A 20,367-nucleotide genomic window follows, 5' to 3' on the forward strand; every position below is an offset into this window, starting at 1 on the left:
CCGATCGTGACACTTGCCGAGAGCATCGCGGAGCGCCTGTTCCAGGAGATCATCGAGGGGCGGCTGAGCCCGAGCCGACCACTGCCTCCTGAGGGCGAACTCGCCAGCTGCTACACCGTGAGCCGGCTCACCATCCGCGAAGCGATCCGCATCCTGCGCACCCAGAACGTCGTGCGCATCCGCCGGGGCCGCGGCACCGAGGTGAACCCACCGGAGGAGTGGACATCGCTCGAGGCGGTCGTCCGGGCCTCGGCCACGCCGTCGAGCAACCTCGGGCTCGTGCCCGAGCGCCTGCTCGAGGCACGCAGGATGATCGAGATCGGTGCCGTTCAGCTCGCCGCGGAGCGCAGGTCCGACGACGACCTCGTGCAGTTGGGCGTGCAGCTCGAGGAGATGCGCGCGGCCTCCGCGGACGGAGACGTCACCCGCTTCGTCGACGCCGACATCCGCTTCCACGACGTCATCATGCATGCGAGCGGCAACGTCTTCGTGCCTTTGCTGTTCGGCCCTTTCGGTCCGCTGCTCATCGAGGCCAGGCGCCAGACCTCGGCGGTCCCGGAGATCCAGCGGAACGCCATCGAGCAGCACGGCAAGATCATCAGCGCGCTCACCGCGGGCGACAGCGAGATGGCTCGCCTGGCGATGGAAGCGCACATGCAGCAGACGCAGCGCGATCTCAGGCAGCACGTCCTGGACGGCCACGCGTGAGCACGAAGGAATCCACCGAGCATGTCCGGCCGCGTCCGATCGAGGACGTGCTCGCCGGCCAGCCGCGGGCCTTCTCGGTCTCCCCGGGGGAGCTCGCGGCGGCGGTGGCGTCCGGTCGTCGCATGATCGTGCTCGATGACGATCCGACCGGCACTCAGACCGTCTCCGGCCTGCCGGTGCTGACGCGCTGGTCGGTCGACGACCTCCGCTGGGCGCTCACACAGCGCGCACCGGCGGTGTTCGTGCTGGTCAACACACGTGGAATGCCCGCCGCCGCCGCGGCGGCACGAGACCGCGAGGTCGTACGCGCCAGTCTGGAGGCCGCGGCGCTGGAGGGGGTCGAGGTCGTCTTCGCCAGCCGTGGCGACTCGACGCTGCGCGGCCACTTCCCGCTCGAGGCCGACGCCATCGCCGAGGCGCTCAACCGGCAGGTGGACGCGGTCGTGCTCGCCCCCGCCTACATCGACGCGGGCCGCGTCACGGTCAACGGCGAGCACTGGCTCCGCACCGCCGAGGGCATGCTCCCCGTCGGCGAGAGCGAGTTCGCCCGAGACGCGACGTTCGGCTATCGGGCGTCGGCGCTGCCCGCCTGGGTGGAGGAGAAGAGCGGCGGCGCGATCCCGCGGCGCGAGGTTCCCGTGATAACGCTGGGCGAGCTGCGGTCGGGCGATCTTCCCGCTCTCGTTTCCCGCCTGACCTCGCTCGGTGCGGGACGGCCGGTCGCGGTCGACGCCGCCTGCGATGACGACCTGCGGATGCTCACGCTCGCGCTCATCGAAGCGGAGCGTCTGGGCAAGACCTTCGTCTACCGGGTGGGCCCCTCGTTCGTCCGCTCGCGCAGCGGGCAGGCGGCCGTGCCTCCGATCGACGACGCGCGTCTGCGCTCGCTCACGGATTCCGCGACCGCTCACGGTCTCGTCGTCGTCGGCTCGCACGTCGCGCAGACCACCCGGCAACTCGAGCGCCTGCGGGCGGGCCGGTCGATGGCCCTCATCGAGCTGGAGAACGATCGGCTGCTCAACCCCGATGGTGTCGGGGCCTACGTCGCCGAGGTCGTGGAGCGGGTCGTCGACCTCCTCGCGAGCGAGGAGGTCGTGCTCTCGACGAGCCGGGTGCTGGTCACCGCCGGCTCAGGCGAGGCGAACCTCGCGCTCTCACGCACGATCAGCGCGGGCGTCGTGCGCGTGGTGCGCGGCGTCACGGCCCGGGTACGCCCCGCCTTCGTCGTCGCGAAGGGCGGCATCACGTCCTCTGACGTGGCGACCGACGGGCTCGGCATCGTACGAGCCCATGTGCTCGGCACCCTGCTGCCCGGCATCGTCTCCTTGTGGGTTGCGGCCGAGGGCCGCTCCGCGGGCCTGCCCTACGTCGTCTTCGCGGGGAACGTCGGCGGCGACGAGGCCCTGGCCGAGGTCGTCGACCGCCTGAGAAAGGAATAGTCCATGTCACAAGCAGCACCGCGCGTCGCGCACATCGGGCTGGGGGCCATCGGCCTGCCCATGGCGCTGCGACTCGCCGGCGCCTTTCCCGTCCGCGCCTACGACATCGACGAGTCCCGCCTGAGGGCCGCCGTTCAGGGGGGCGCGACGGCCGCGGCGAGCTCGGCGGAGGCGGCGGCCGGCAGTGACATCGCCCTGCTGGCCGTGCGGGACCAGGCGCAGGTCGAAGCGGCTCTGTTCGGGGCCGGCGGCGTGGTGGGCGCCGGGTTCCGTGGGGTCGTGCTGCTGACGAGCACCATCGGGCCCGCGGCCGTACGCGCGATCGCCGAGCAGTTGGCGAGTGCGGGCATCGGCCTCGTCGACGCTCCGGTGAGCGGCGGGCCCGTGCGCGCGGGCGAGGGCGACCTGCTGGTGCTCGTCGGCGCGACGGCCGAGGCGCTCGCGAGCGTCCGACCGGTGCTCGAACGGCTCGCCTCGACGCTCACGATCGTCGGCGGCGCGGCGGGCGACGGCCAGGTGTTCAAGACGATCAACCAGTTGCTCGCCGGCGTGCACATCGCGGTGGCGGCCGAGGCGATCGCGCTCGCCCGCGGGCTCGGGGTCGATCCGCAGACCGTCATCTCCGCGCTCTCGCAGGGGGCGGGCGGCTCCTTCATGTTCGGCGACCGCGGTCCGCGCATGTTGCAGGCCTACGGCGACGGCGCGGAGGTGAAGTCGCGACTCGACATCTTCGTCAAGGACATGAGCATCGTCACCGGGGTCGCCCGGCAGACCCGGGTCGCGACCCCGCTCGCCGCGGCGGCCGAGCAGCTCTACCTGCTCGCCGACAGCCACGGGCTCGGGGCGCGCGACGACTCCTCCGTCGTGACGTTGCTGTCGCCCCGGGACGACGCATCCGAGGTCGGCTGATGCGCCACACCACCCTGGGCTCGTCCGGCTGCTCGATCTCCCGCGTCGCGCTGGGCACGATGACCTTCGGGCAGCAGACGGCGGAGCCCGAGGCCTTCGCGCAACTCGACCGCTTCACCCAGGCGGGTGGCACACTTCTGGACACCGCCGACGCCTACGGTGGCGGCACGAGCGAGCGCATCGTCGGCCGCTGGATCGCGAGCAAGCCGGCGCACGTGCGCGACGAGATCGTGCTCGCGACGAAGGCACGCTTCCCGACAGGGCCCGGCACCAACGATGTCGGGCTGTCTCGCAAGCACCTCGCCCAAGCCCTCGACGCTTCGCTCGAACGGCTCGGCGTCGAGACGATCGACCTCTATCAGGCGCACTCCTTCGACCCGCACACCCCGATCGAGGAGACTCTCCGTTTCCTCGACGACGCGGTGAGGGCGGGCAAGATCCACTACGTGGGGCTGTCCAACTTCACCGCGTGGCAGGTGCAGCGCGTCGTCGATGTCGCGTCCTTCGGCGGCCTTGTCGGCCCGAGCGCCTTGCAGGCGCAGTACAACCTGCTCACTCGCGAGCTGGAGTGGGAGATCATGCCCGCGCTCGAAGCGAACGGCCTGGGACTGCTCGTCTGGTCCCCGCTCGCGGCGGGGGTGCTCACCGGCAGGCGGCCGCTCGACGGGCTGCCGGTGGCGCGGCTGGAACAAGCCCAGGCGGTGCTCAAGGCGCTCGGGAAGATCGCGGAGCGGCGGGGTGTGCCGTCGAGCCGCGTCGCCCTGGCGTGGCTGGCCGCGCAGCCCGCCGTGTCCTCCGTGATCCTCGGAGCGCGCACCCTCCAGCAGTTGGAGGACAATCTCGCGGCCTTCGACCTGGTGCTCGAGGCCGGCGAACTCGCCCTGCTCGCGGCGGCGAGCACACCCGTCACCGGCGACTACCCGTACGGCGAGCGCGGCCTGGAGCAGCGCAGCCGCAAGCTCGAGGGCGGCCGATAGCCGGTGGAGCACCAAACCGCGGCGCCAAGATCCGCCAACAGACATCTGATGTCAGGCGTCAGGTGTCAGATGCCTTTCACGACAAGGAGGTCCGCCATGGGATACACCCGCTCACCGCTCAGAAGGGGCGCCCTGCCGGCTTTCGGCACCGCTCTCGTCCTCTTCGGCGTCGCTGCCTGCTCGGGGTCGGGGTCCGGGCCGGACACCGGTCCGCAGACCGTCACGCTCTGGGTCGCCTCACCCACGGAGGCGTTCACGACCAACCTGGTGAACGCCTACAACAAGACGCACAAGAACCAGGTCAAGGTCACCGGCATCCCCGACGACGGCTTCCTGCAGAAGGTCGGGACCGCCGCGGGCGCCCGTACGCTGCCGGACATCGTCGTCTCCGACGTCGTCTACATGCCCAACTACACGAGCAAGGGAGTCTTCCTCGACCTGACGAGCCGGGTCAAGGCGCTGCCGTTCGCCGGCAGCATCGCGCCCTCGCACATCGCGGCCGGCACGTGGAACGGCAAGGAGTACGGCATCCCGCACAAGCTCGCCTCCTCGGTGCTCTTCTACAACAAGACGCTCTTCAAGAAGGCGGGCCTGGACCCGGACAAGCCGCCGGCGAACTTCACCGAGCTGCTGTCGGCCGCCAAGGCGATCCGCGCGCTCGGACCGGACACCTACGGCTTCGACTTCGGCGGTAACTGTGGCGGCTGCACCGCGTACACGATGTTCCCGTACATGTGGGCGGGCGGCGTCGACATCCTCGCCGAGCAGGGCAAGAAGGCGAACTTCGACAACAACACCGTCAAGCAGGTCTTCGCCCTGTACAAGCAGATGTGGGACGCGGGTGTGATGCCCTCCAACGCCATGACGCAGGACGGCTCGACCTGGGCCAACAACTTCGAGTCCGGCAATGTCGGCATGATGGCGCAGGGCTCGGCGATCGTCGGCGCGCTGCAGAAGCAGGACTCCTTCGACTGGGGCGTCGCGCACCTCATGGCGCCGGACGGCTCGGGCGGCTCGACCTTCGTCGGCGGCGACTCGGCCGCGATCTCGGCTTCGTCCGAGCACGCGGACGCCGCGTGGGACTTCCTCCAGTGGACGCTCCAGGAACAGCAGCAGATCGACATCGTCGCGAAGAACGGCGACCTGCCCGTCCGCACGGATCTTTCCGGCAACCAGTACACCGCCAAGGACCCGCGCACGAAGTTCATCATGGACGGCGTCGCCACCGGCAAGACCCCGTTCGCGCTGCCCTTCGGCCAGGCGTTCAACGACCCGACCGGGCCGTGGATCGCGATGGTGCGCGGCGCCGTCTTCGGCGCCAAGCCGGATGACGCCGTCAGGACGGGTCAGCAGACGATCCAGTCGGCGCTGGACAGCGCCCAATAGCACCGACCCCCCGCGCTGCCGTCCCTTGGGAAGGGCGGCACCGCCCGCACGGGAACGAGGAGGGGACGATGGCAGTCTCCAAACCAACCTCCAAACAAACATCGCCGGCCGCGAGGACCGGGGCGCTGTTCGTCGCCCCGGCCGGCCTCGTCACGCTCATACTCTTCCTGATTCCGCTCGGCATCCTCGTCTGGATGTCGTTCCAGGACTATCCGCTGCTCGGCACGCCGAGCTTCACCGGGTTCGACAACTACCTCGCGATCCCGGGCAACAGCGTCTTCACCAAGGCGATCGGGTTCACTCTCGTCTACACCGTGGTGACGACGGTCGTCATGTTCCTCATCTCGTTCGTGCTCGTCGCGATCGCCAACAGTCGCCGGCGCGGGGCGAAGTTCTACCGCACGAGTTACTTCCTGCCCTACGTCGTCGGCACGGCCGCGGCCACCCTGCTCTGGTTCGTCGACTCCGACTCCGTCATCGGCGTCTTCAACCAGGTGCTCATCGGTCTGCACATCGTGCAGCAGCCCGTGGCGTTCCTGGCGACCCCGACGCTGGCGTTCTGGTCGATCATCATCCTCGTCTCCTGGAAGTTCATGGGCTTTCAGGTGATCGTGCTCCTCATGGGCCTGCAGTCGATCCCGCCCCAGCTCTACGAGGCCGCGCGCGTCGACGGGGCGAGCAGGCCGCAGCAGCTGCGCTACATCACCATCCCGTCCCTGCGGCCGACGCTGGCGCTGCTCTTCATCCTCTCGGTGACCGGTTCGCTGCTGGCCTTCGACCAGTTCCTCATCCTCACCAAGGGCGGGCCGGACAACAGCACGGTGAGCGTCGTCTTCGCCGTCTACAACACGGCCTTCGTCAACTTCGACATGGGCAAGGCCGCGGCGCTGTCGGTCGTGCTGCTCGTGGTGCTGCTCATCATCAGCGCGGTCCAGCTCCCACTGTTGCGCAGGAAGGACGTCTGACCATGGCCACCCGCACCGCATCAGTCCCGTTCACGCTCTGGTCGGGCGCCAAGACGAGCGTGTTCCACCTCGTCGCGGGCGTCCTGGCCGCGCTCTTCCTCTTCCCGCTCATCTGGGCGGTGCTCAACTCGCTGAAGAGCCCGGCCGAGGCGAACGCGATCCCGCCCACCTTCCTGCCGCGCTCACTCTCGCTCGGCAACTACGGGACGCTCCGCGAATACGGCGCGGGAATCTCCGCCTACGCGGGCAACAGCCTCATCGTCGCGCTCATCACCGTCGCCGGCACGGTCGTCATCTCGGTACTCGCGGGCTACGGCTTCTCGCGCTACGAGTTCAGGGGGAAGAATCTCACCTTCGTCACCATCCTGGCGATCCTCATGGTTCCGTACGCGACGATGCTGCTGCCGCTCTACATCCTGCTCGGCGTGTTCGGGCTGCAGGACTCGCTCATCGGCCTGGGGCTCGTGCTGATGATGTTCCAGCTGCCGTTCGGCGTGCTCATCATGCGCAACGCTTTCGACTCGATACCGCGCGAGCTCGAGGAGGCCGCGTTCCTCGACGGCGCAGGGCCGCTCGGCGCGCTGCGACACGTCTCGCTGCGCATCGTGACGCCCGGCGTGGTGACCGTGGGCCTTTTCGCGTTCCTCGCCTCGTGGAACGAGTTCCTCGCGCCGCTCATCTTCCTCAGCACCGGGGAGAAGTTCACGCTGCCGCTCATGCTCGTCAGCGTGCGCGAGGGTACCTTCGGCCAGATCGACTTCGGCGCGCTGCAGGCCGGCATCGTCGTCGCGATGATCCCGTGCATCGTGCTCTACCTCGTGCTGCATCGCTACTACGTCAACGGCCTGCTCAACGGCGCGTTGCGCGGCTGACCACCCTCCGACCAGAAAGGCATCCTGATGACGGCAGACGCCCCGCTGGACGAGATCGCCGCGCCCTGCTCACCCCGCTCCGGCGCGCGCCTGGCGCTGCAGCCGATCTCGATCGGGCGAGCGCGCGTCACCGGCGGCTACTGGGCGCGATGGCAGCGCGACAACCGCGCGGTGACCACGCCGCACGCGACGCACTGGCTGGAGAAGGACGGGGTGCTGGACAACTTCCGCCGGCTCGTGGACTCCTCGGTCATCGCGGAGCGGCGCGGCTGGGTGTTCTGCGACTCCGACCTCTACAAAGTGCTCGAAGGCATCGGCTGGGATCTGTCGCGCGGGGCGTCCGCAGAGCTCAGCGCCTTCGTCGCCGACGCCGTCGCGCTCCTCGACCGCGTGCAGGAGGATGACGGCTACCTCAACACCTTCGTCCAGGCCGGGCTCGAGCAGCGGTACGCGAACCTCACCCGCGGACACGAACTCTACTGTGCCGGCCACCTCATCCAAGCCGGCATCGCCCTCGCGCGGACGACGGCCGATGAGAGCCTGCTCGCGATCGGCCGGCGCTTCGCCGACCACCTCGTGGCCGAGTTCGGCAACGGCCGCCGCGGTGACACCGACGGACACCCCGAGATCGAGACCGCCCTCGTCGAGCTGTATCGCCACACCGGCGAGCGCGCCTACCTCGACCTCGCCAAGCAGCTCATCGACGTGCGCGGACACGGCGTGATCGGTCAGGGACTGTTCGGCCCGGCCTACTTCCAGGACATCGCGCCCGTACGCGACCAGGACACGGTCATCGGCCACGCCGTGCGGGCGCTCTACCTGCTCGCCGGGGTCGTCGACGTCTATCTCGAGACCGGCGAGGAGGCACTGCTGCACGCGGCGCAGCGCCAGTGGCGCTCCATGGTCGCCGAGAAGACCTATCTCACGGGCGCCGTCGGTTCCCGCTTCGAAGGCGAGGCTTTCGGGGACCGTTTCGAGCTGCCACCGGACCTCATCTACGGCGAGACCTGCGCGTCGATCGCCGGCGTCATGCTGAGCTGGCGCCTCCTGCTGGCCACCGGGGACGGCGCCTACGCCGACCTCATCGAGCGCATCCTGTACAACGCGTTCTCCGGCGCGACCTCGGTGAGCCGCGACAGGTTCTTCTACGTCAACCCGTTGCACCGGCGTTCACCGCGGCCCCCGGCGCCCACCGGAGGCAAGCCGCTACGGACGGACGCCCCCGGAACCCGTGCCGAGTGGTTCGACGTCGCCTGCTGCCCCCCGAACATCATGCGTACCATCGCCTCGCTCAGCGGATATCTCGCCACCAGCGACGACCGCGGGATCCAACTGCACCTCTACACCCCCTCCAGCGTGAACACGGAGCTGGCCGCCGGCGAAGTGGCGGTGTCGGTGGCCACGGAATACCCGGAGGACGGCGTCATCGCCGTGACGGTCGAAAGGTCGATCACGCAACCGTGGACACTGTCCCTGCGCATACCCTCCTGGTGCCGCCGGCCGGCGCTCACCGTCGCGGGCGAACCCGTGCCCGTCGAACGCGGCGCGCGCGGCTACGTGGTCGTCGAGCGTGTCTGGGCACCGGGCGACGTCGTCGTACTCGATCTGCCCATGCCGGCGCGGGTGACCGCGCCGCACCCCGCAGTCGACGCCGTGCGCGGCCAGGTCGCGATCGAGCGCGGCCCCGTCGTCTTCTGCCTGGAAAGCGTCGGCGGTGAACTGGATCTCGACGCGGTCGAGCTCCTCATCGAGGCGAACCTGCGGGTCGAGCGCGACGAGGAACTGTTCGATGGCACGACAGTCGTGCGCGTCGCGGGACGACTACGCGACGACTCGGCCTGGGAGGGCGCCGGCTGGAGCGAGATCTCCGCGGTCCCGGCATCGAATCGGCGTCCGCGCGAGCTCACGGCGATCCCCTACCGGCTCTGGGCCAACCGCGGACCGTCGACGATGCGGGTCTGGGCCCCGGCCGTCCACGCGCCGTCGATCCCGTAGGTCACGAACGTTGTCCGGTAGAGCCGGGCGATGCCCCGCCCCCGCGCCGGCGTACCGGCCCGGGGGCCACTGTGTCCTGTTGACCGGTCGTACGAGCAACCTGCCAGGAGCCGTTGGCGTGATCTTTAGCGGCGCTTGCGCACGTCAGAGCGCGTAACTGCCAGCCAGCTGCACGACGTGGCCGGTGTCCAGCGAGCTTGATGCGAAGCAGGGAAGATGGGTGAACGTCAGCCTCGCGATCATGCAGCTCGCCACCAGGGGATGAAAAGGCTGACTGAATTTTGAAACACGCCCCAAGAGCCGCGACCCCACTGTCGCCATCAGGGGTGGGCGCGCTCTATGACGAAGACGTAGTCCTTCACGATGGGCCCGAAGAAGTCCTCCTTGGCGACCCTGACGATGGCCTGTCCGGGAACGTCGTCCGCCTGCGAAAGGATCTCGTACCGCGTGGCCCGGTCGGCGGGGATGACCTTGGTGATCTTCGGTGACGCGCCGGCGGGCAGGGTGATCCTGTAGGACGAAGCGGATGGGTCGAAGGCGCCGATCGTCCGCCCGCCGACCACGATCTTGATCGACAGAGGACCGTTGTCCGCGGGATTGTCCCTGCCGCTGAACTCCTTCCAGTAGTTCACGCAGGTGTCCCGCCAGTCGCCGGCATCGGCTTCGTGGATGGTGAGCTTGGTCTTGACCTCGGAGAAGCGGCGGGCGTCGATGGAGGGTTGCAGGGAGTCCCAGGTCAGCCGCATCCAGGTGACGTACTGGACGCCCATCTGGTAGCGGTAGACCAGTTCGTCCCAGAAGATCCTGCCGCTCCTCATCCGGCGGTCCCAGCGCACGTGGTGGAACCACATCAGCAGGTTCTCGGGGACGGTGTCGATGTCGCCGTATCTGGCTGCCAGAGTGGGGAAGTACTGGGCGGTGAAGTCGCTCCCGGTGGAGGAGCGATCATAGCCCAGGCCGATGCTGTCCGCCTTGTTGTAGTACACGGGGCTCCAGTCGTCCCGCGCGAGCCGTTCCGCGGGGTTGGGGCCGTAGTGGTCGCTTGACCGGAACTGGTGGGCCATGCCGAACGGGGTTTGATAGCTCACCAGCGCTTCCCAGGAGCCCATCATCATCTTCACGATGGTGCCCACCACGTTCTTACGGTTGCTCCAGGTCATCCGGACCCAGTCGGCGGCGATGTCCGCGGAGTCCAGCGTCCAGTCCCAGGACTGGCGGCCGAAGGCGAACAGGTTCGCCTGAGAGAAGTGGTGGCCGGTCAGGTTGTCCGCGTTGCCCAGGTTGGCCACGCCCACGATGGCGGTGTCCGAGTGGCCCTGAGCCGTTCCGTCCACGATGTGGCCCATCAGCCGCTTGTCGAGCAGCCGGCCCCGCTCGTCCCTGGCGTAGGTGTCGGTCTTCAGGGCCTCTTCCCACATGGGGCCCAGGTAGCAGAGCATCTCGTCCTGGCCGGTGTACTCCTGGGTGATCTGCAGTTCGAGCGCCTGGTTGGTGTGCTCCATACGGCCGAACATCGGATGGATGGGCTCCCGCGCCTGGAAGTCCAGGGGGCCGTTCTTGGTCTGGAGGAACACGTTGTCCAGGAAGCGGCCTCTCGTCCCGTCGGGCTGGCGCTCGTCGTTGATGTACCCGAACTCCAGGTACGCCCTCTTCAGCCGGTCCTCGTCCACGTCGGCGTTGTAGACGAAGGTGCGCCAGTAGATCTTCATGCCGAGAGGCGCCACCGCCGCCGCGATGGCGTTGGCGCCGTCCCCGTGGTCGTCGCCGAAGTCCTGCGGTCCCGGCTGGCCTTCGGAGTTGGCCTTCACGGTGAAGCCGGTGAAGTCCGGGATGGACGCCTGCAACAGCCTGGCCCGCCGGTTCCACCATCCCCTGAACTCCTCGCCGTGTGGATCCAGCTGCTCGTTCGTCAGCGTGTCCGGCGCGAACCGGGGGTCCGTGGGGGCCGTGTAGTTGATGGACAGGGCGAGCTTGATCCCGTACGGTCGTAGCGCGTCGGCCAGCGCCGCCTCCTGCGCGATGTACTCCGGTGTGAGATAGACGTTGTCGGCGTTGACGAGGTTGATCGTGATGCCGTTCATCCCCACGGACGCCATCGCCCGCGCTGCCACGATGTAGCGGTCGAGGATGACCGGAAGGTTCCGCCCGGCACTCTCGCCGGTGCCGGTGAAGTTGAAGATCGTTCCGTTTTCCCCGTTCAGACCGCCCGTTCCCGACGCGTTGTTGCCGGCGTAGAGGCGTACGGTCTCCCAGTTGTTCAGGTGGCGGTGCCTGACCCTGGGGGACTCGGAGATGTCCAGCCTGGTGATGGACTTGTGCGTCTGTAGGCGCCGCAGGAAGGCGAACGTCCCGTACAGGGCTCCGACCTCCGTGTTGCCGGCGATGACGGTGAACCCCTGAGTCCCCCTGAAGAACGACCGGATGAGGTAGCCGTCGTCGCCGACGGAGGTCAGGTCGTCGGCGGAGATGTGCTGCCGTACGATCCTTGAGCTGTCCCGTGTCCCCACGATCACAGCGCCGTCGGAGGGCTTGTCGCCCGGATCTGTCTTCACCGGCACTGCCCGGTCCAGCAACCCGCCGAGGCCTCTGACCAGTTCGTCCCTGGCCGCCTCCAGAGTGGTCTGCACGAGCTTCTCGGTCGATCCCGGCGCCATGCTCAGGTTCGGCGTATGGCGGTGCACCTTCTTCCGTCCCGCGTTCTCCACGATGACGGCGGTCACCGATTCCCGATATTTCCGGAGGAGACCCGGGTCGCCGACCGGCACGTACCGCAACCACAGGTCGGAGCCGTCGTAATCGCCGTCCGCCGTCGTCCTCAGCGCGGCGGCCCCTTCCTCCCTCCCCACTGCCCCCGCGGCCGCGCCGGTGCCCGCGACCAACCCCGTGGCCGCTGTGACCGGCACGACCGCTCCTAAAAGTGTCCGGCGACTGATAATCATGATTCGGTGATAACACGCCGGCTTGATTTCGTGAACACGAAGGACACGCCGGCAACAGGCGCAGCCCCGACTCGGCGCGCCCGCGGGATCGTCAGCCTCAAGCGCCCGGTCAGAAGAACGGGCAGTAGCACGCGTACGACCTCGGTGGGGCGTGGCTTGGTGGTCCGCGCGCGACGCCCCTGACCCGTGGACCTTATGGCTTGCGTACGATCCCGCACCACTGGTCGACCTCGACCGGCAGGCTGCCGTCGTACTCTGGCTCGGGGCGCCACCGTGAGCACGAGACCCACCCCGGTTCCACCATCTCAAGGTCGGCGAAGAACTCGGCGATCCGCTCGGGGGTCCGCAGCTTGAGCTTCGGCTGGGCGTCGATATTCCACACGCGCACCGCCTCGGCGGTGGCCTCGCCGTTGATCGCCGTGGTGGTGTTGGCCACCGCCACGTAGCTCCCGGATGGCACCGCGGCCAGCAACCGGTCGATGATCCGCTGCAGCTCATCGTCGTCGCCAATGAAATGCATGACGCCCAGCAGCATGATCGCCACCGGCTGGGAGAAGTCCAGTGTCCTGGCCGCCTCCCGCAGGATGGTGTCCGGGTCGTGCAAGTCGGCGTCGATGTAGTCGGTGGCGCCCTGCTCGGAGCTGGTCAGCAGGGCTCGCGCGTGCACCAGCACCAGCGGATCGTTGTCGACGTACACGATCCGCGACTCGGGAGCCACCCGCTGCGCGACCTCATGGGTGTTGTCCTGGGTGGGCAATCCGGTGCCGATGTCGAGGAACTGCCGGATCCCCGCCTCGGCGACCAGGTGCCGTACGGCCCGTCCCAGGAACAGCCGGTCGGCCTGTGCCAGCTCGATCACCACGGGAAAGATCTTCCGAACCCGTTCCCCGACCTCCCGATCCGCAGCAAAATGATCTTTACCGTTCAGCCAGTAATTCCAGATCCGTGCCGTGTGCGGCACGTGGGACTGGAGTTTGTCCTCGACGTCGGGTTCGTCGGGCATCATCAATCCTTCCAGGAACGGTGGAGAAGTCATCAAATCGCCGGATTCCGAGTGTATAGCCGAGGTGATGCCGGCCAGTGGGACACCGCGAACCGTCGGCGTGGATTCTTGGATCCAGGCGGGACGGGACGCGGCGGTTCTGCGACAGCCGCGTCGTGGAGACCGTCGAGGAGATGGACGTCGATGTCCTGGAGCGGCTGCGGCGCGCCGGGGGCCATCGCGCATCGTGGTCCGCCTAATTCGGAGCGATTTGCCAGGTGCCGTCGAAGCTGGCGCAGGGCTCGCCGGACGTGGTCCCGCCGACGGTGTGGTAGCCGGCCGGGATCTGGGCCAGGCCGACCCGGCAGATGGTGGTGATCCCCACCGGGTTGGGGGTACGGATGGTCCAGGTGCTGGTGAAGCTGGTGCAAGGGCTGGAGTTACCCTCGCCGACGATGACGAACCCGCTCGGAACGGCGACCCACATCGAGGACCGGAACGCCTGAGCGGTCGACGGTCTGGACTGACGCTGCCCTCCGCACGGCTGCGGACGGTGGTGGCGTCGGCAGCCTGGGCGGAATTCGAAATCCGCTTTTACCTTGCGGACCGCGTCACGATTCTATGGCCGGTCACAACCTGCCGAGGGCCTTGGCCAGCGCAGTCGCGGTGGAGGCGATCACCTTGTCATCGTGCGGGGTGTTGTTGAGGTTGCGGTTGGTGAACACCGACAGGATGATCGGCGCGTTCGATCCGGGTGTCCAGACGATCGCCACGTCGTTGGCGGTGCCGTAGTTGCTCGCGCCGCCGGTGCCGGTCTTGTCGCCGACCGTCCAGTCCTTGGGGAGTCCCGCCCGGATCCGGTTGATGCCGGTGAGGCTGGCCTTCAGCCAGCCGACCAGCCGCGCTCGGTCGTGGGTGTGGAGGGTCTTACCGGTGGTGAGCTTGGTGAAGGTCTGTGCGGCCGCCGCGGGGGTGGTGGTGTCGCGCTCTTCACCGGGCTTCCACTCGGTCAGCGTGGGCTCCGGTCGGTCCAGGCGACTCGTCCGATCACCGGTGGCGCGGAAGAACTCGGTCAGCCCGTGCGGCCCGCCGATCTGCTTCAGCAGCGTGTTGCCCGCGAAGCCGTCCGATTTGGTGATCCCGGCGCGGCACAGCTGTGCAGGTGTCATGCCGGTGTCGGTGTATTCGGTGGTTTCTGGGGAGTTCGCGGTCAGCTCGGCCATCTCGGCAGGCTTCCAGCGAATCACCTTGTCCATCAGCCCGGGGTCGCTGGTGCGCGCTTTGTGCAGCACTGCCGCGCACGCGAACACCTTGAACATGGAGTTGAACGGGAAGCGCTCGCCGGCCCGGTAGCCGACCGTTCTACCGGTCCCCAGGTCGATGCCCACCGCGCCGATACGCCCGTCGTAGGACTTCTCGAGTTCCTGCAGCGTCTTGTTCAGGTCGGAGCCGGAGAGGGCGTTGCTCCCCGTCCGGGCGGAGACGCTGGTGGTGCTCGTCTCGCCGGTGACGGCACCCGCCGCATAGGCAGGGCCGCCCAACAGCACGGCAGCAGTCAGTGTCACGACCGCTAGTCGCAGTCGGAGATGTCGTGTCATGCCGAAGAGAAGATCATAAAATATCCAAGGGCGTCCAATACTGATATGGATGACCCCGCCATATCGATATGGATATCGATAGTCGTCTCAAGCGCACCTGACGCCAGTACTGGTCTTGCTTTCTCATTTGAAGTGGCGGGTTTCGGGGAACGGGACGTCGGCAGAGGTGTAGCCGTGCTCGCACAGAACTCGTCCATCGCGGCCAGGCCCGCGCTCATGACCCCCCGGTCCGAGGCGGCGAGTCGTAGTAGCCCCGGCTCGCGACCAGGACGCTCTCGAAACACGTGTAGCGGTCGATGGTCTCCTGATCCGCGCCCGGAAACGGGACCGCCGATCGGGACATCCCGACGGAGAACTCCGGCACCACCAGGCCGCAGTCGCCCTGGTCAGCCTCGACGTCGTAGCGGGCTCACAGTTCCGCGATCACCTGCTCGGCAGGCGTCGAGAACAGGTCCACACCAAGCAGGAACACACTGATCTTGTCATGGAAAGGGTCCGTGGTCAGGGTTGTGACAGGTTGAATGAGAAGCGGTCCGAAGTTGTCCCGTGGAAGGTGGCGGTTTCTTGGTGTCAGGCCCGGTTTCCCGCTCCCCAGTAGAACGGCCCAGATGTTGAGTGAATCTTGATGCGCCATCCGATCCGCTCGAGCTGTCGTTCGAGATTCGGCGGTTGGTGCGGGACTTTGACGATCCGGTAGGCGGTCCCGTCCATGAGCTGGCGTTGTATGGTCGCGGATTGCTCGCCCTCGATGAGTTCGTCGGCGGTCCGGTAGCCGTCGTCGACGAAGAATACCCGCCCCTCCGGTTTCAGGCAGTCGGCCACCAGCGACCAGAAGGACGCGAAGCGTTCGGCGGGAACGTGTGACAGCCAGAACCCGAAGAAGACGACGTCGTAGCGACGGTCCGGCTGCCAGCGGAACAGGTCGGCTGACACGAAGCGCACCCGCTCGTCCTCGCCCACCCGCGTCGAGGCGATGGCGAGCATTTCCGGGGACGCGTCCAAGGCGGTGACATCTGTGGCGTGCTGGAGCAGTTGGGTGGTCCATCTGCCTGGACCGCAGGCGAGTTCGAGCACGCTGCCGGTCGGCCGGAACGCATCGAGCGCCGCCGACAGCTCAGCGCCTCCGGGAAAGGGTAGAGCGTGGCGCTCGTACTCGGCGGCAATCGCCCGGTAGTAGACGACCTGTTCGTCGAGGAGTTCTTGCAGGTTCCCGCCATCAGCCGATTTCATGGATCGACTATCACAAAATCATTCGCCGGGTTGCAACACCGACAAGGTCGACGTCTTCTTTATCGAAGGCGATCCCGTGTGCTGTGCCGTACGCCGCTCCCCACAGGTAGGAGCGGACGCAGTGGTTGAACAGCGCGGGCGAGTAGAAACGAATGGCCACCGACAGCGCCGCCGCGGCGGCGGGAGTCTCCGGAAACATGGGTCCAGGTTTTCATCTGGTCGTCAGGTCTCGATGTCCGACTTTGGCCGCATGCCAGCGGTGGTACCCGATGCGGGGGCCGCGCTGATCAAACCCGCGCCGTTGCGCCCAGCCGATAGCCCTACCTTGGCGGATCGTTGACCTTGAGCTTGTCTCCCGTGTTGGAGACGAAGATGACCAGCAGCTTCGCCGGTTGCGTCCGGCTGGTGTTCTCCGTGAGCACATGGTGGGCGCCCGGCTGCTCGACCCAGTTCTCGCCTTGTCGGTACGTACGCACCGGCTCGCCACCGAGCCGGCTGCGCACAATGCCCTCGAGTACGTAGGCGTAGACGAAAGCCTTGCCGTGCCGATGTGGCGCCGCGCGTGCGGCGGGCGGGAAGTTCACGATCGCCGAGGTGAACGTCTTGCCCTTGACATTTGGAAGCGCCTGTTCCAAGAGAGGCGACAGCGTCTCGGACGGTGGCTGCGAAACCGTGGCGGCCACTGGCACCTGGCCGGTCGCACGCTCTGCGGTGGGTGCGTATGCGACGGACGCGGCCACCATGCCGGCAGCCAGAAGGCCACCGGCGAACCGTACTCGGATCATGACGGCTCTCCTATCCTGTTTGGACCTTTGAGGCGCACCGGGTGATCGCGAGGCCTCCCGGATTCCGCCCCCACACCTGGGGATGGGGCTCGGTCAGGAGGAGTGATGATTACGCTGTCCCGGCATTTACGAGCCTAACCACGGGCGAATTCAAGCCTTGGTGATGGTCTGCTCAAGTGCAGCCGAGCCGATACAACGTCGCCGACAACTGAGCCGGCCTGCCGGCTATTCGCCTTCCGTGACCCGGATGATCGTCTTGCCGGGGGTGCGCTGGGCGGGCGCGAACGCGGAGGGCGCCTCGGCGAGCGTCCGCACGGCCCCGACGATCGGGCGGAGCCGTCCGTCCCGGACCCGCTGTGCCAGGTCCGCGAGCCGGGCACGATCGGACTCGACGACGAAGAAGATCGCCTGCCCGTCACGGGGCCGGACCGTGGGTGGCGAGACGATGGTGACGAGCGTGCCGCCGGTGCGCACCAGCGCGGCCGAGCGGTCCAGGATGTCACCGCCGATCACGTCGAACACCACGTCGACCTGACCGGCATCTTCAAGGGGATCGGCCTGCAGATCCAAGAAGGCATCCACGCCGAGACCGAGTGCTGTGTCCCTGTCGCCGGCCCTGCCGGTGCCGATCACTCGGGCTCCTGCCTCGCGTGCGAGCTGCACCGCGATAGAACCAACACCTCCCGCGATGCCGTGGATCAGGACGGTCTGGCCGGCAGCCAGGCGGCCGTGGTCGAACAGGCCCTGCCACGCGGTCAGTCCTGAGATGGGCAGTGCGGCGGCCACGGTGTGGTCGACGTCGGCCGGCAGCGGCGCGAGGTTGCGGGCTTCCACCGCCACGTACTCAGCCAGCGAGCCGTTGCGGGTCCAGTCGGTCAGCCCGAACACCCGCTGGCCGACGGTCAGGCCGGTTGTTCCGTATCCCAGCTCGGCGACGGTACCCGACACCTCATGCCCGGGCACACTGGGCGTCCGGTCGTGGCCGGCGCGATCGGACCACGTTCCCGGCCAGTCGAGCTCTCCGGGGGTGAACCCTGCGGCATGCACCCGGACGACGACGTCGTTCTCGGCGGCGTGCGGGTACGGCTCTTCCGTCAGGGAAAGCCCGGCCAGACCGGCGGCGCGGTCTCGAACGGTGATGGCTTGCATGACGGGTCCTCGCTCGTGGTGGAGATATCGAACAGGACGAACGTACAGGCGTTCTCCTCCCGAACGTGTCCTGCCACGATGTAACGCGCGGATCTGTTCTCAGACGACCGCGCCGTTGGCGTCGCACGCCACCAGCCGCACCCGTGTACCCATGCCCAGGCAACGCAAGGCACGGTCGATGGACGCGTGCCGCTGGGCGCTGGCGATCAGCGGGATGCGCGGCGCTCCCCACAACCGTCCGCCTCGGCATCCCACCCCCGCGCGGCCAGGAGCCGGTGCCGCGCCGCGGCCAGAGCCGTGAACGCGGCCATCTGGGTGCCCGTCGTGAACCCCGCCGACGTCTCAGCGGGAGGCCGAGCAGATCGACCAGCCAGCCCGCGCAAGTGTCCTCGATGACGCAGACCGCCGCCCGCACGAGTACCGCGGACCTGGTTGGTCGACAGCGGTCCGGCCACCCGGGCCATGTCGTCCCAGTGCTGCACGATGGCGGGGATGGGCCCAGGCTGTTGAACGCTCCCCAACCGTTGGTGGCGCGTGTCCCGGTGGTCAGGCCGCCTGCCGGAATCGCGGTGCCGCGCAACGTGCCGGGCACCACCAGCCCGCCCAGCCCCATCACCTTGTCCGAGACGACGTTCAGCCAGGTGGGCGCACCGGCTACCGCACTAGCAGGCGCCGACCCATTCGACCTTGAAGATGTTGACGGTTTCCTTTCTGGTGAATTTCTTGATGGTCGTGCCGTCGCCCGGGGGATGCAGACAGCCGGTCGTCTTGGATCCGCCGAAATAATTGTAAGTGAAGCGGATGTGGTCGGCGCCGGAGACTCTATACCCGTTGTTCCTGATCCACGACGACCCTCCGTTGAACGTGTGGGTGCGATTCACGTTCCCGCTGTACTGCCAGAGGGGGTACCTGGGTGGGCTATAGATGCAGAAGTTTCCGCGCTTGCACCTGTCCACCGGGATATCGTCAGCCGATATCGCTATGGTGGCCTGCGCGGGGGCGGCTGCCAGTGTCAACGTCAGGAAGGTTCCGGTGCCGAGTGAGATGACGGCTTCCTTGAGGTGTTTGAACATGGCTACCGTTCTACAGGACGCCGATATCGTTCGATTATAGATCGCCTATAGGAAGCGCCGCTCTTTCCTCGGTGCCCGTGTACAACTGATCCCTGCGCCTGCCGCGTGGGGCCGATATCGGGCGAAATCATGATGTAGCGCAAATACTCTGCGACATAGAGCGCCCTCACAAACGAAATCGCCGACCCTCCCGAAGGAGGATCGGCGATTCGGCCCACGATCATGGCAGACAGAGATGAGTTTGCATCGATCCCATGGCAGGAGAGGCGTACATCGGCCTCTACGTGAACAACGCCGAGCTTGCATCACCGGGACGGCTGCGCCGCCGTACAGCTACAGCCCTCACGATCGCCACCTGCTCGTGCCCCGTCGGCGGAGCGCACCACCAGCACCGGGTCGCGCTGGTCGGCGGAGATCAGGTCACCGGCGATCCGGCGCGCGCGCCGGAACCACCGCACGCCGGGTGGCTTCGCGATAGTCGCGAGGCGCCATGCCGTACGTCTCGTGAAAGAGTTTGCCGAAGTACGACTGGCCGGAGAAACCGCAGCGCTGGGCGATCTGGCCGATGCCCTCCGTCGTCGTGAGCAGCAGCAGGGCGGCGTGCTCCAGTCTGCGTCTGGCGATGAACGCGATCGGTGTGCATCCGTAGTGCCTGCGCATGGAGCGAGCCAGATGTCCCGAGCTCACGGCGGCCATCGCGAGCAGCCTCGGCAGCCCTTCGCGCAGGTTCTCCTCGCGGTTCATCGCGACGCAGGCCGACACCAGCCAGCCGGGCCGCTCGTCCACGGGCGTGCCGCCGGCGCGTTCCAGCATCGGGATGACCGCTGTCCAGAGCCTGACCAGATCGAGAGCGCGGGGCACGCCGGAGTAGGCCCCCAGTACGCGGGCGAACTCCGCCGCGACCGGCCCGGCGGGATCGGCGCGCGCCAACGGCGGGAGGTCGCGCCGATCCCAATCCACCGTGCCCGCCAGCCCGGCGAGATCCGCGAAGGCATGCCAGCGCGCGCTCGCGAAGGCGATGTTGATGAAGCGCATCTCCTCGTCAGCCGTACCCGCGAACTCGTGCCGGTCGTGCGGCCGTACCAGGACCACGTCGCCCGCCCGTAGGGGCATCTCCGTCTCGCCTACCCACTGCACGCCCGCCCCCGCGGTCACGAAGACGAACTCGTGGAAATCGGCGTGACTGTGCGGCTCGGGCCGGTCGCGGCGGCTGCCGGTCACCGGCACCAGAGCCGCGTGGTACGGCAGGCCGGCCGCGAAATCGACCCAGCGCAGAGTGGTCGGCATATCAGGAAATTAATAGTTATGGAGCGGCGAATACTAGTAACTCTCGGCGCGGAGACCGAAGAATCCGTATCGA

The 20,367-nt window shown here is 67.7% G+C and carries 19 protein-coding genes; 8 read left to right on the forward strand and 11 right to left on the reverse strand.

Annotated features, from left to right (window positions below; genetic code table 11):
- Positions 1 to 6 precede the first annotated feature (6 nt).
- The 8 genes from ITP53_RS60515 to ITP53_RS31790 all read left to right on the forward strand — a co-directional run bounded on the left by ITP53_RS60515 (position 7) and on the right by ITP53_RS31790 (position 9,251).
- Positions 7 to 708, forward strand: coding sequence for a FadR/GntR family transcriptional regulator (locus tag ITP53_RS60515; RefSeq protein ID WP_195899146.1), 702 nt, complete (start codon positions 7 to 9; stop codon positions 706 to 708).
- Positions 705 to 2,147, forward strand: a complete 1,443-nt coding sequence (locus ITP53_RS31760) for a four-carbon acid sugar kinase family protein (protein WP_207756673.1) — start codon at positions 705 to 707, stop codon at positions 2,145 to 2,147. The genes ITP53_RS60515 and ITP53_RS31760 overlap by 4 nt, the downstream gene beginning before the upstream one ends.
- A 3-nt stretch (positions 2,148 to 2,150) precedes the next feature.
- Complete coding sequence (locus tag ITP53_RS31765; protein ID WP_195899147.1) at positions 2,151 to 3,056, forward strand: NAD(P)-dependent oxidoreductase; 906 nt, start codon at positions 2,151 to 2,153, stop codon at positions 3,054 to 3,056.
- Complete coding sequence (locus ITP53_RS31770) at positions 3,056 to 4,033, forward strand: aldo/keto reductase (RefSeq protein ID WP_195899148.1); 978 nt, start codon at positions 3,056 to 3,058, stop codon at positions 4,031 to 4,033. Before ITP53_RS31765 ends, ITP53_RS31770 begins: the two co-directional genes overlap by 1 nt.
- A gap of 96 nt (positions 4,034 to 4,129) precedes the next feature.
- Entirely contained in the window at positions 4,130 to 5,419 is a 1,290-nt protein-coding gene (locus ITP53_RS31775) for an ABC transporter substrate-binding protein (protein ID WP_195899149.1), read from the forward strand.
- A gap of 68 nt (positions 5,420 to 5,487) precedes the next feature.
- Positions 5,488 to 6,384 (forward strand): carbohydrate ABC transporter permease, encoded by an 897-nt coding sequence (locus ITP53_RS31780; RefSeq protein ID WP_195899150.1) that lies wholly within the window; start codon positions 5,488 to 5,490, stop codon positions 6,382 to 6,384.
- 2 nt (positions 6,385 to 6,386) lie between these two features.
- Entirely contained in the window at positions 6,387 to 7,256 is an 870-nt protein-coding gene (locus ITP53_RS31785) for a carbohydrate ABC transporter permease (RefSeq protein ID WP_195899151.1), read from the forward strand.
- A gap of 27 nt (positions 7,257 to 7,283) precedes the next feature.
- Positions 7,284 to 9,251: a glycoside hydrolase family 127 protein gene (locus ITP53_RS31790; protein WP_195899152.1), complete on the forward strand. Its 1,968-nt coding sequence runs from the start codon at positions 7,284 to 7,286 to the stop codon at positions 9,249 to 9,251.
- A 320-nt stretch (positions 9,252 to 9,571) separates the two neighbouring features.
- On the opposite strand, the gene ITP53_RS31795 is transcribed toward ITP53_RS31790, so the two are convergent.
- From ITP53_RS31795 to ITP53_RS31840, 11 genes are all read right to left on the reverse strand, one after another.
- The gene (locus ITP53_RS31795) at positions 9,572 to 12,154 is read right to left on the reverse strand and encodes an alpha-glucuronidase family glycosyl hydrolase (RefSeq protein WP_207756674.1); all 2,583 of its coding nucleotides are present in this window, start codon (positions 12,152 to 12,154) and stop codon (positions 9,572 to 9,574) included.
- Positions 12,155 to 12,383: 229 nt separating this feature from the next.
- Entirely contained in the window at positions 12,384 to 13,196 is an 813-nt protein-coding gene (locus tag ITP53_RS31800; RefSeq protein WP_195899154.1) for an SAM-dependent methyltransferase, read from the reverse strand.
- A gap of 232 nt (positions 13,197 to 13,428) precedes the next feature.
- Positions 13,429 to 13,659 carry a hypothetical protein gene (locus tag ITP53_RS31805; RefSeq protein ID WP_195899155.1) on the reverse strand — a complete coding sequence of 77 codons (231 nt, stop codon included), beginning with the start codon at positions 13,657 to 13,659 and terminating at the stop codon, positions 13,429 to 13,431.
- Between the two features lie 142 nt (positions 13,660 to 13,801).
- Positions 13,802 to 14,737 (reverse strand): class A beta-lactamase, encoded by a 936-nt coding sequence (bla, locus tag ITP53_RS31810; protein ID WP_328816391.1) that lies wholly within the window; start codon positions 14,735 to 14,737, stop codon positions 13,802 to 13,804.
- Between the two features lie 603 nt (positions 14,738 to 15,340).
- Positions 15,341 to 16,000, reverse strand: a complete 660-nt coding sequence (locus ITP53_RS31815; protein ID WP_195899157.1) for a class I SAM-dependent methyltransferase — start codon at positions 15,998 to 16,000, stop codon at positions 15,341 to 15,343.
- 10 nt (positions 16,001 to 16,010) lie between these two features.
- Positions 16,011 to 16,199, reverse strand: coding sequence for a hypothetical protein (locus ITP53_RS31820; RefSeq protein ID WP_207756675.1), 189 nt, complete (start codon positions 16,197 to 16,199; stop codon positions 16,011 to 16,013).
- Positions 16,200 to 16,320: 121 nt separating this feature from the next.
- On the reverse strand, positions 16,321 to 16,785 hold the full coding sequence (locus ITP53_RS31825) for a cupin domain-containing protein (RefSeq protein ID WP_195899158.1): 465 nt from the start codon (positions 16,783 to 16,785) through the stop codon (positions 16,321 to 16,323).
- Positions 16,786 to 17,010: 225 nt separating this feature from the next.
- The gene (locus ITP53_RS31830; protein ID WP_195899159.1) at positions 17,011 to 17,934 is read right to left on the reverse strand and encodes an NADP-dependent oxidoreductase; all 924 of its coding nucleotides are present in this window, start codon (positions 17,932 to 17,934) and stop codon (positions 17,011 to 17,013) included.
- A gap of 99 nt (positions 17,935 to 18,033) precedes the next feature.
- On the reverse strand, positions 18,034 to 18,168 hold the full coding sequence (locus tag ITP53_RS59545; protein WP_268961193.1) for a hypothetical protein: 135 nt from the start codon (positions 18,166 to 18,168) through the stop codon (positions 18,034 to 18,036).
- Positions 18,169 to 18,596: 428 nt separating this feature from the next.
- On the reverse strand, positions 18,597 to 19,007 hold the full coding sequence (locus ITP53_RS31835; RefSeq protein ID WP_195899160.1) for a hypothetical protein: 411 nt from the start codon (positions 19,005 to 19,007) through the stop codon (positions 18,597 to 18,599).
- A 420-nt stretch (positions 19,008 to 19,427) separates the two neighbouring features.
- Complete coding sequence (locus ITP53_RS31840; RefSeq protein ID WP_195899161.1) at positions 19,428 to 20,294, reverse strand: helix-turn-helix transcriptional regulator; 867 nt, start codon at positions 20,292 to 20,294, stop codon at positions 19,428 to 19,430.
- Positions 20,295 to 20,367 lie beyond the last annotated feature (73 nt).

Origin of the sequence: Nonomuraea cypriaca (genome assembly GCF_015645445.1) — a bacterium.
In the GTDB taxonomy this organism is placed as follows: domain Bacteria; phylum Actinomycetota; class Actinomycetes; order Streptosporangiales; family Streptosporangiaceae; genus Nonomuraea; species Nonomuraea cypriaca.

What these genes read in the sequence shown, in the direction of transcription:
- ITP53_RS31775 (WP_195899149.1), top strand. Translation starts at nt 4,130, where the DNA reads ATGGGATACACCCGCTCACCGCTCAGAAGGGGCGCCCTGCCGGCTTTC.
- ITP53_RS31830 (WP_195899159.1), bottom strand. Translation starts at nt 17,934, where the DNA reads ATGCAAGCCATCACCGTTCGAGACCGCGCCGCCGGTCTGGCCGGGCTT.
- ITP53_RS31770 (WP_195899148.1), top strand. Translation starts at nt 3,056, where the DNA reads ATGCGCCACACCACCCTGGGCTCGTCCGGCTGCTCGATCTCCCGCGTC.
- ITP53_RS31790 (WP_195899152.1), top strand. Translation starts at nt 7,284, where the DNA reads ATGACGGCAGACGCCCCGCTGGACGAGATCGCCGCGCCCTGCTCACCC.
- ITP53_RS31785 (WP_195899151.1), top strand. Translation starts at nt 6,387, where the DNA reads ATGGCCACCCGCACCGCATCAGTCCCGTTCACGCTCTGGTCGGGCGCC.
- ITP53_RS31765 (WP_195899147.1), top strand. Translation starts at nt 2,151, where the DNA reads ATGTCACAAGCAGCACCGCGCGTCGCGCACATCGGGCTGGGGGCCATC.
- ITP53_RS31780 (WP_195899150.1), top strand. Translation starts at nt 5,488, where the DNA reads ATGGCAGTCTCCAAACCAACCTCCAAACAAACATCGCCGGCCGCGAGG.
- ITP53_RS31820 (WP_207756675.1), bottom strand. Translation starts at nt 16,199, where the DNA reads ATGTTTCCGGAGACTCCCGCCGCCGCGGCGGCGCTGTCGGTGGCCATT.
- ITP53_RS31805 (WP_195899155.1), bottom strand. Translation starts at nt 13,659, where the DNA reads ATGTGGGTCGCCGTTCCGAGCGGGTTCGTCATCGTCGGCGAGGGTAAC.
- ITP53_RS31840 (WP_195899161.1), bottom strand. Translation starts at nt 20,294, where the DNA reads ATGCCGACCACTCTGCGCTGGGTCGATTTCGCGGCCGGCCTGCCGTAC.
- ITP53_RS31800 (WP_195899154.1), bottom strand. Translation starts at nt 13,196, where the DNA reads ATGATGCCCGACGAACCCGACGTCGAGGACAAACTCCAGTCCCACGTG.
- ITP53_RS31835 (WP_195899160.1), bottom strand. Translation starts at nt 19,007, where the DNA reads ATGTTCAAACACCTCAAGGAAGCCGTCATCTCACTCGGCACCGGAACC.
- ITP53_RS31815 (WP_195899157.1), bottom strand. Translation starts at nt 16,000, where the DNA reads ATGAAATCGGCTGATGGCGGGAACCTGCAAGAACTCCTCGACGAACAG.
- ITP53_RS31825 (WP_195899158.1), bottom strand. Translation starts at nt 16,785, where the DNA reads ATGATCCGAGTACGGTTCGCCGGTGGCCTTCTGGCTGCCGGCATGGTG.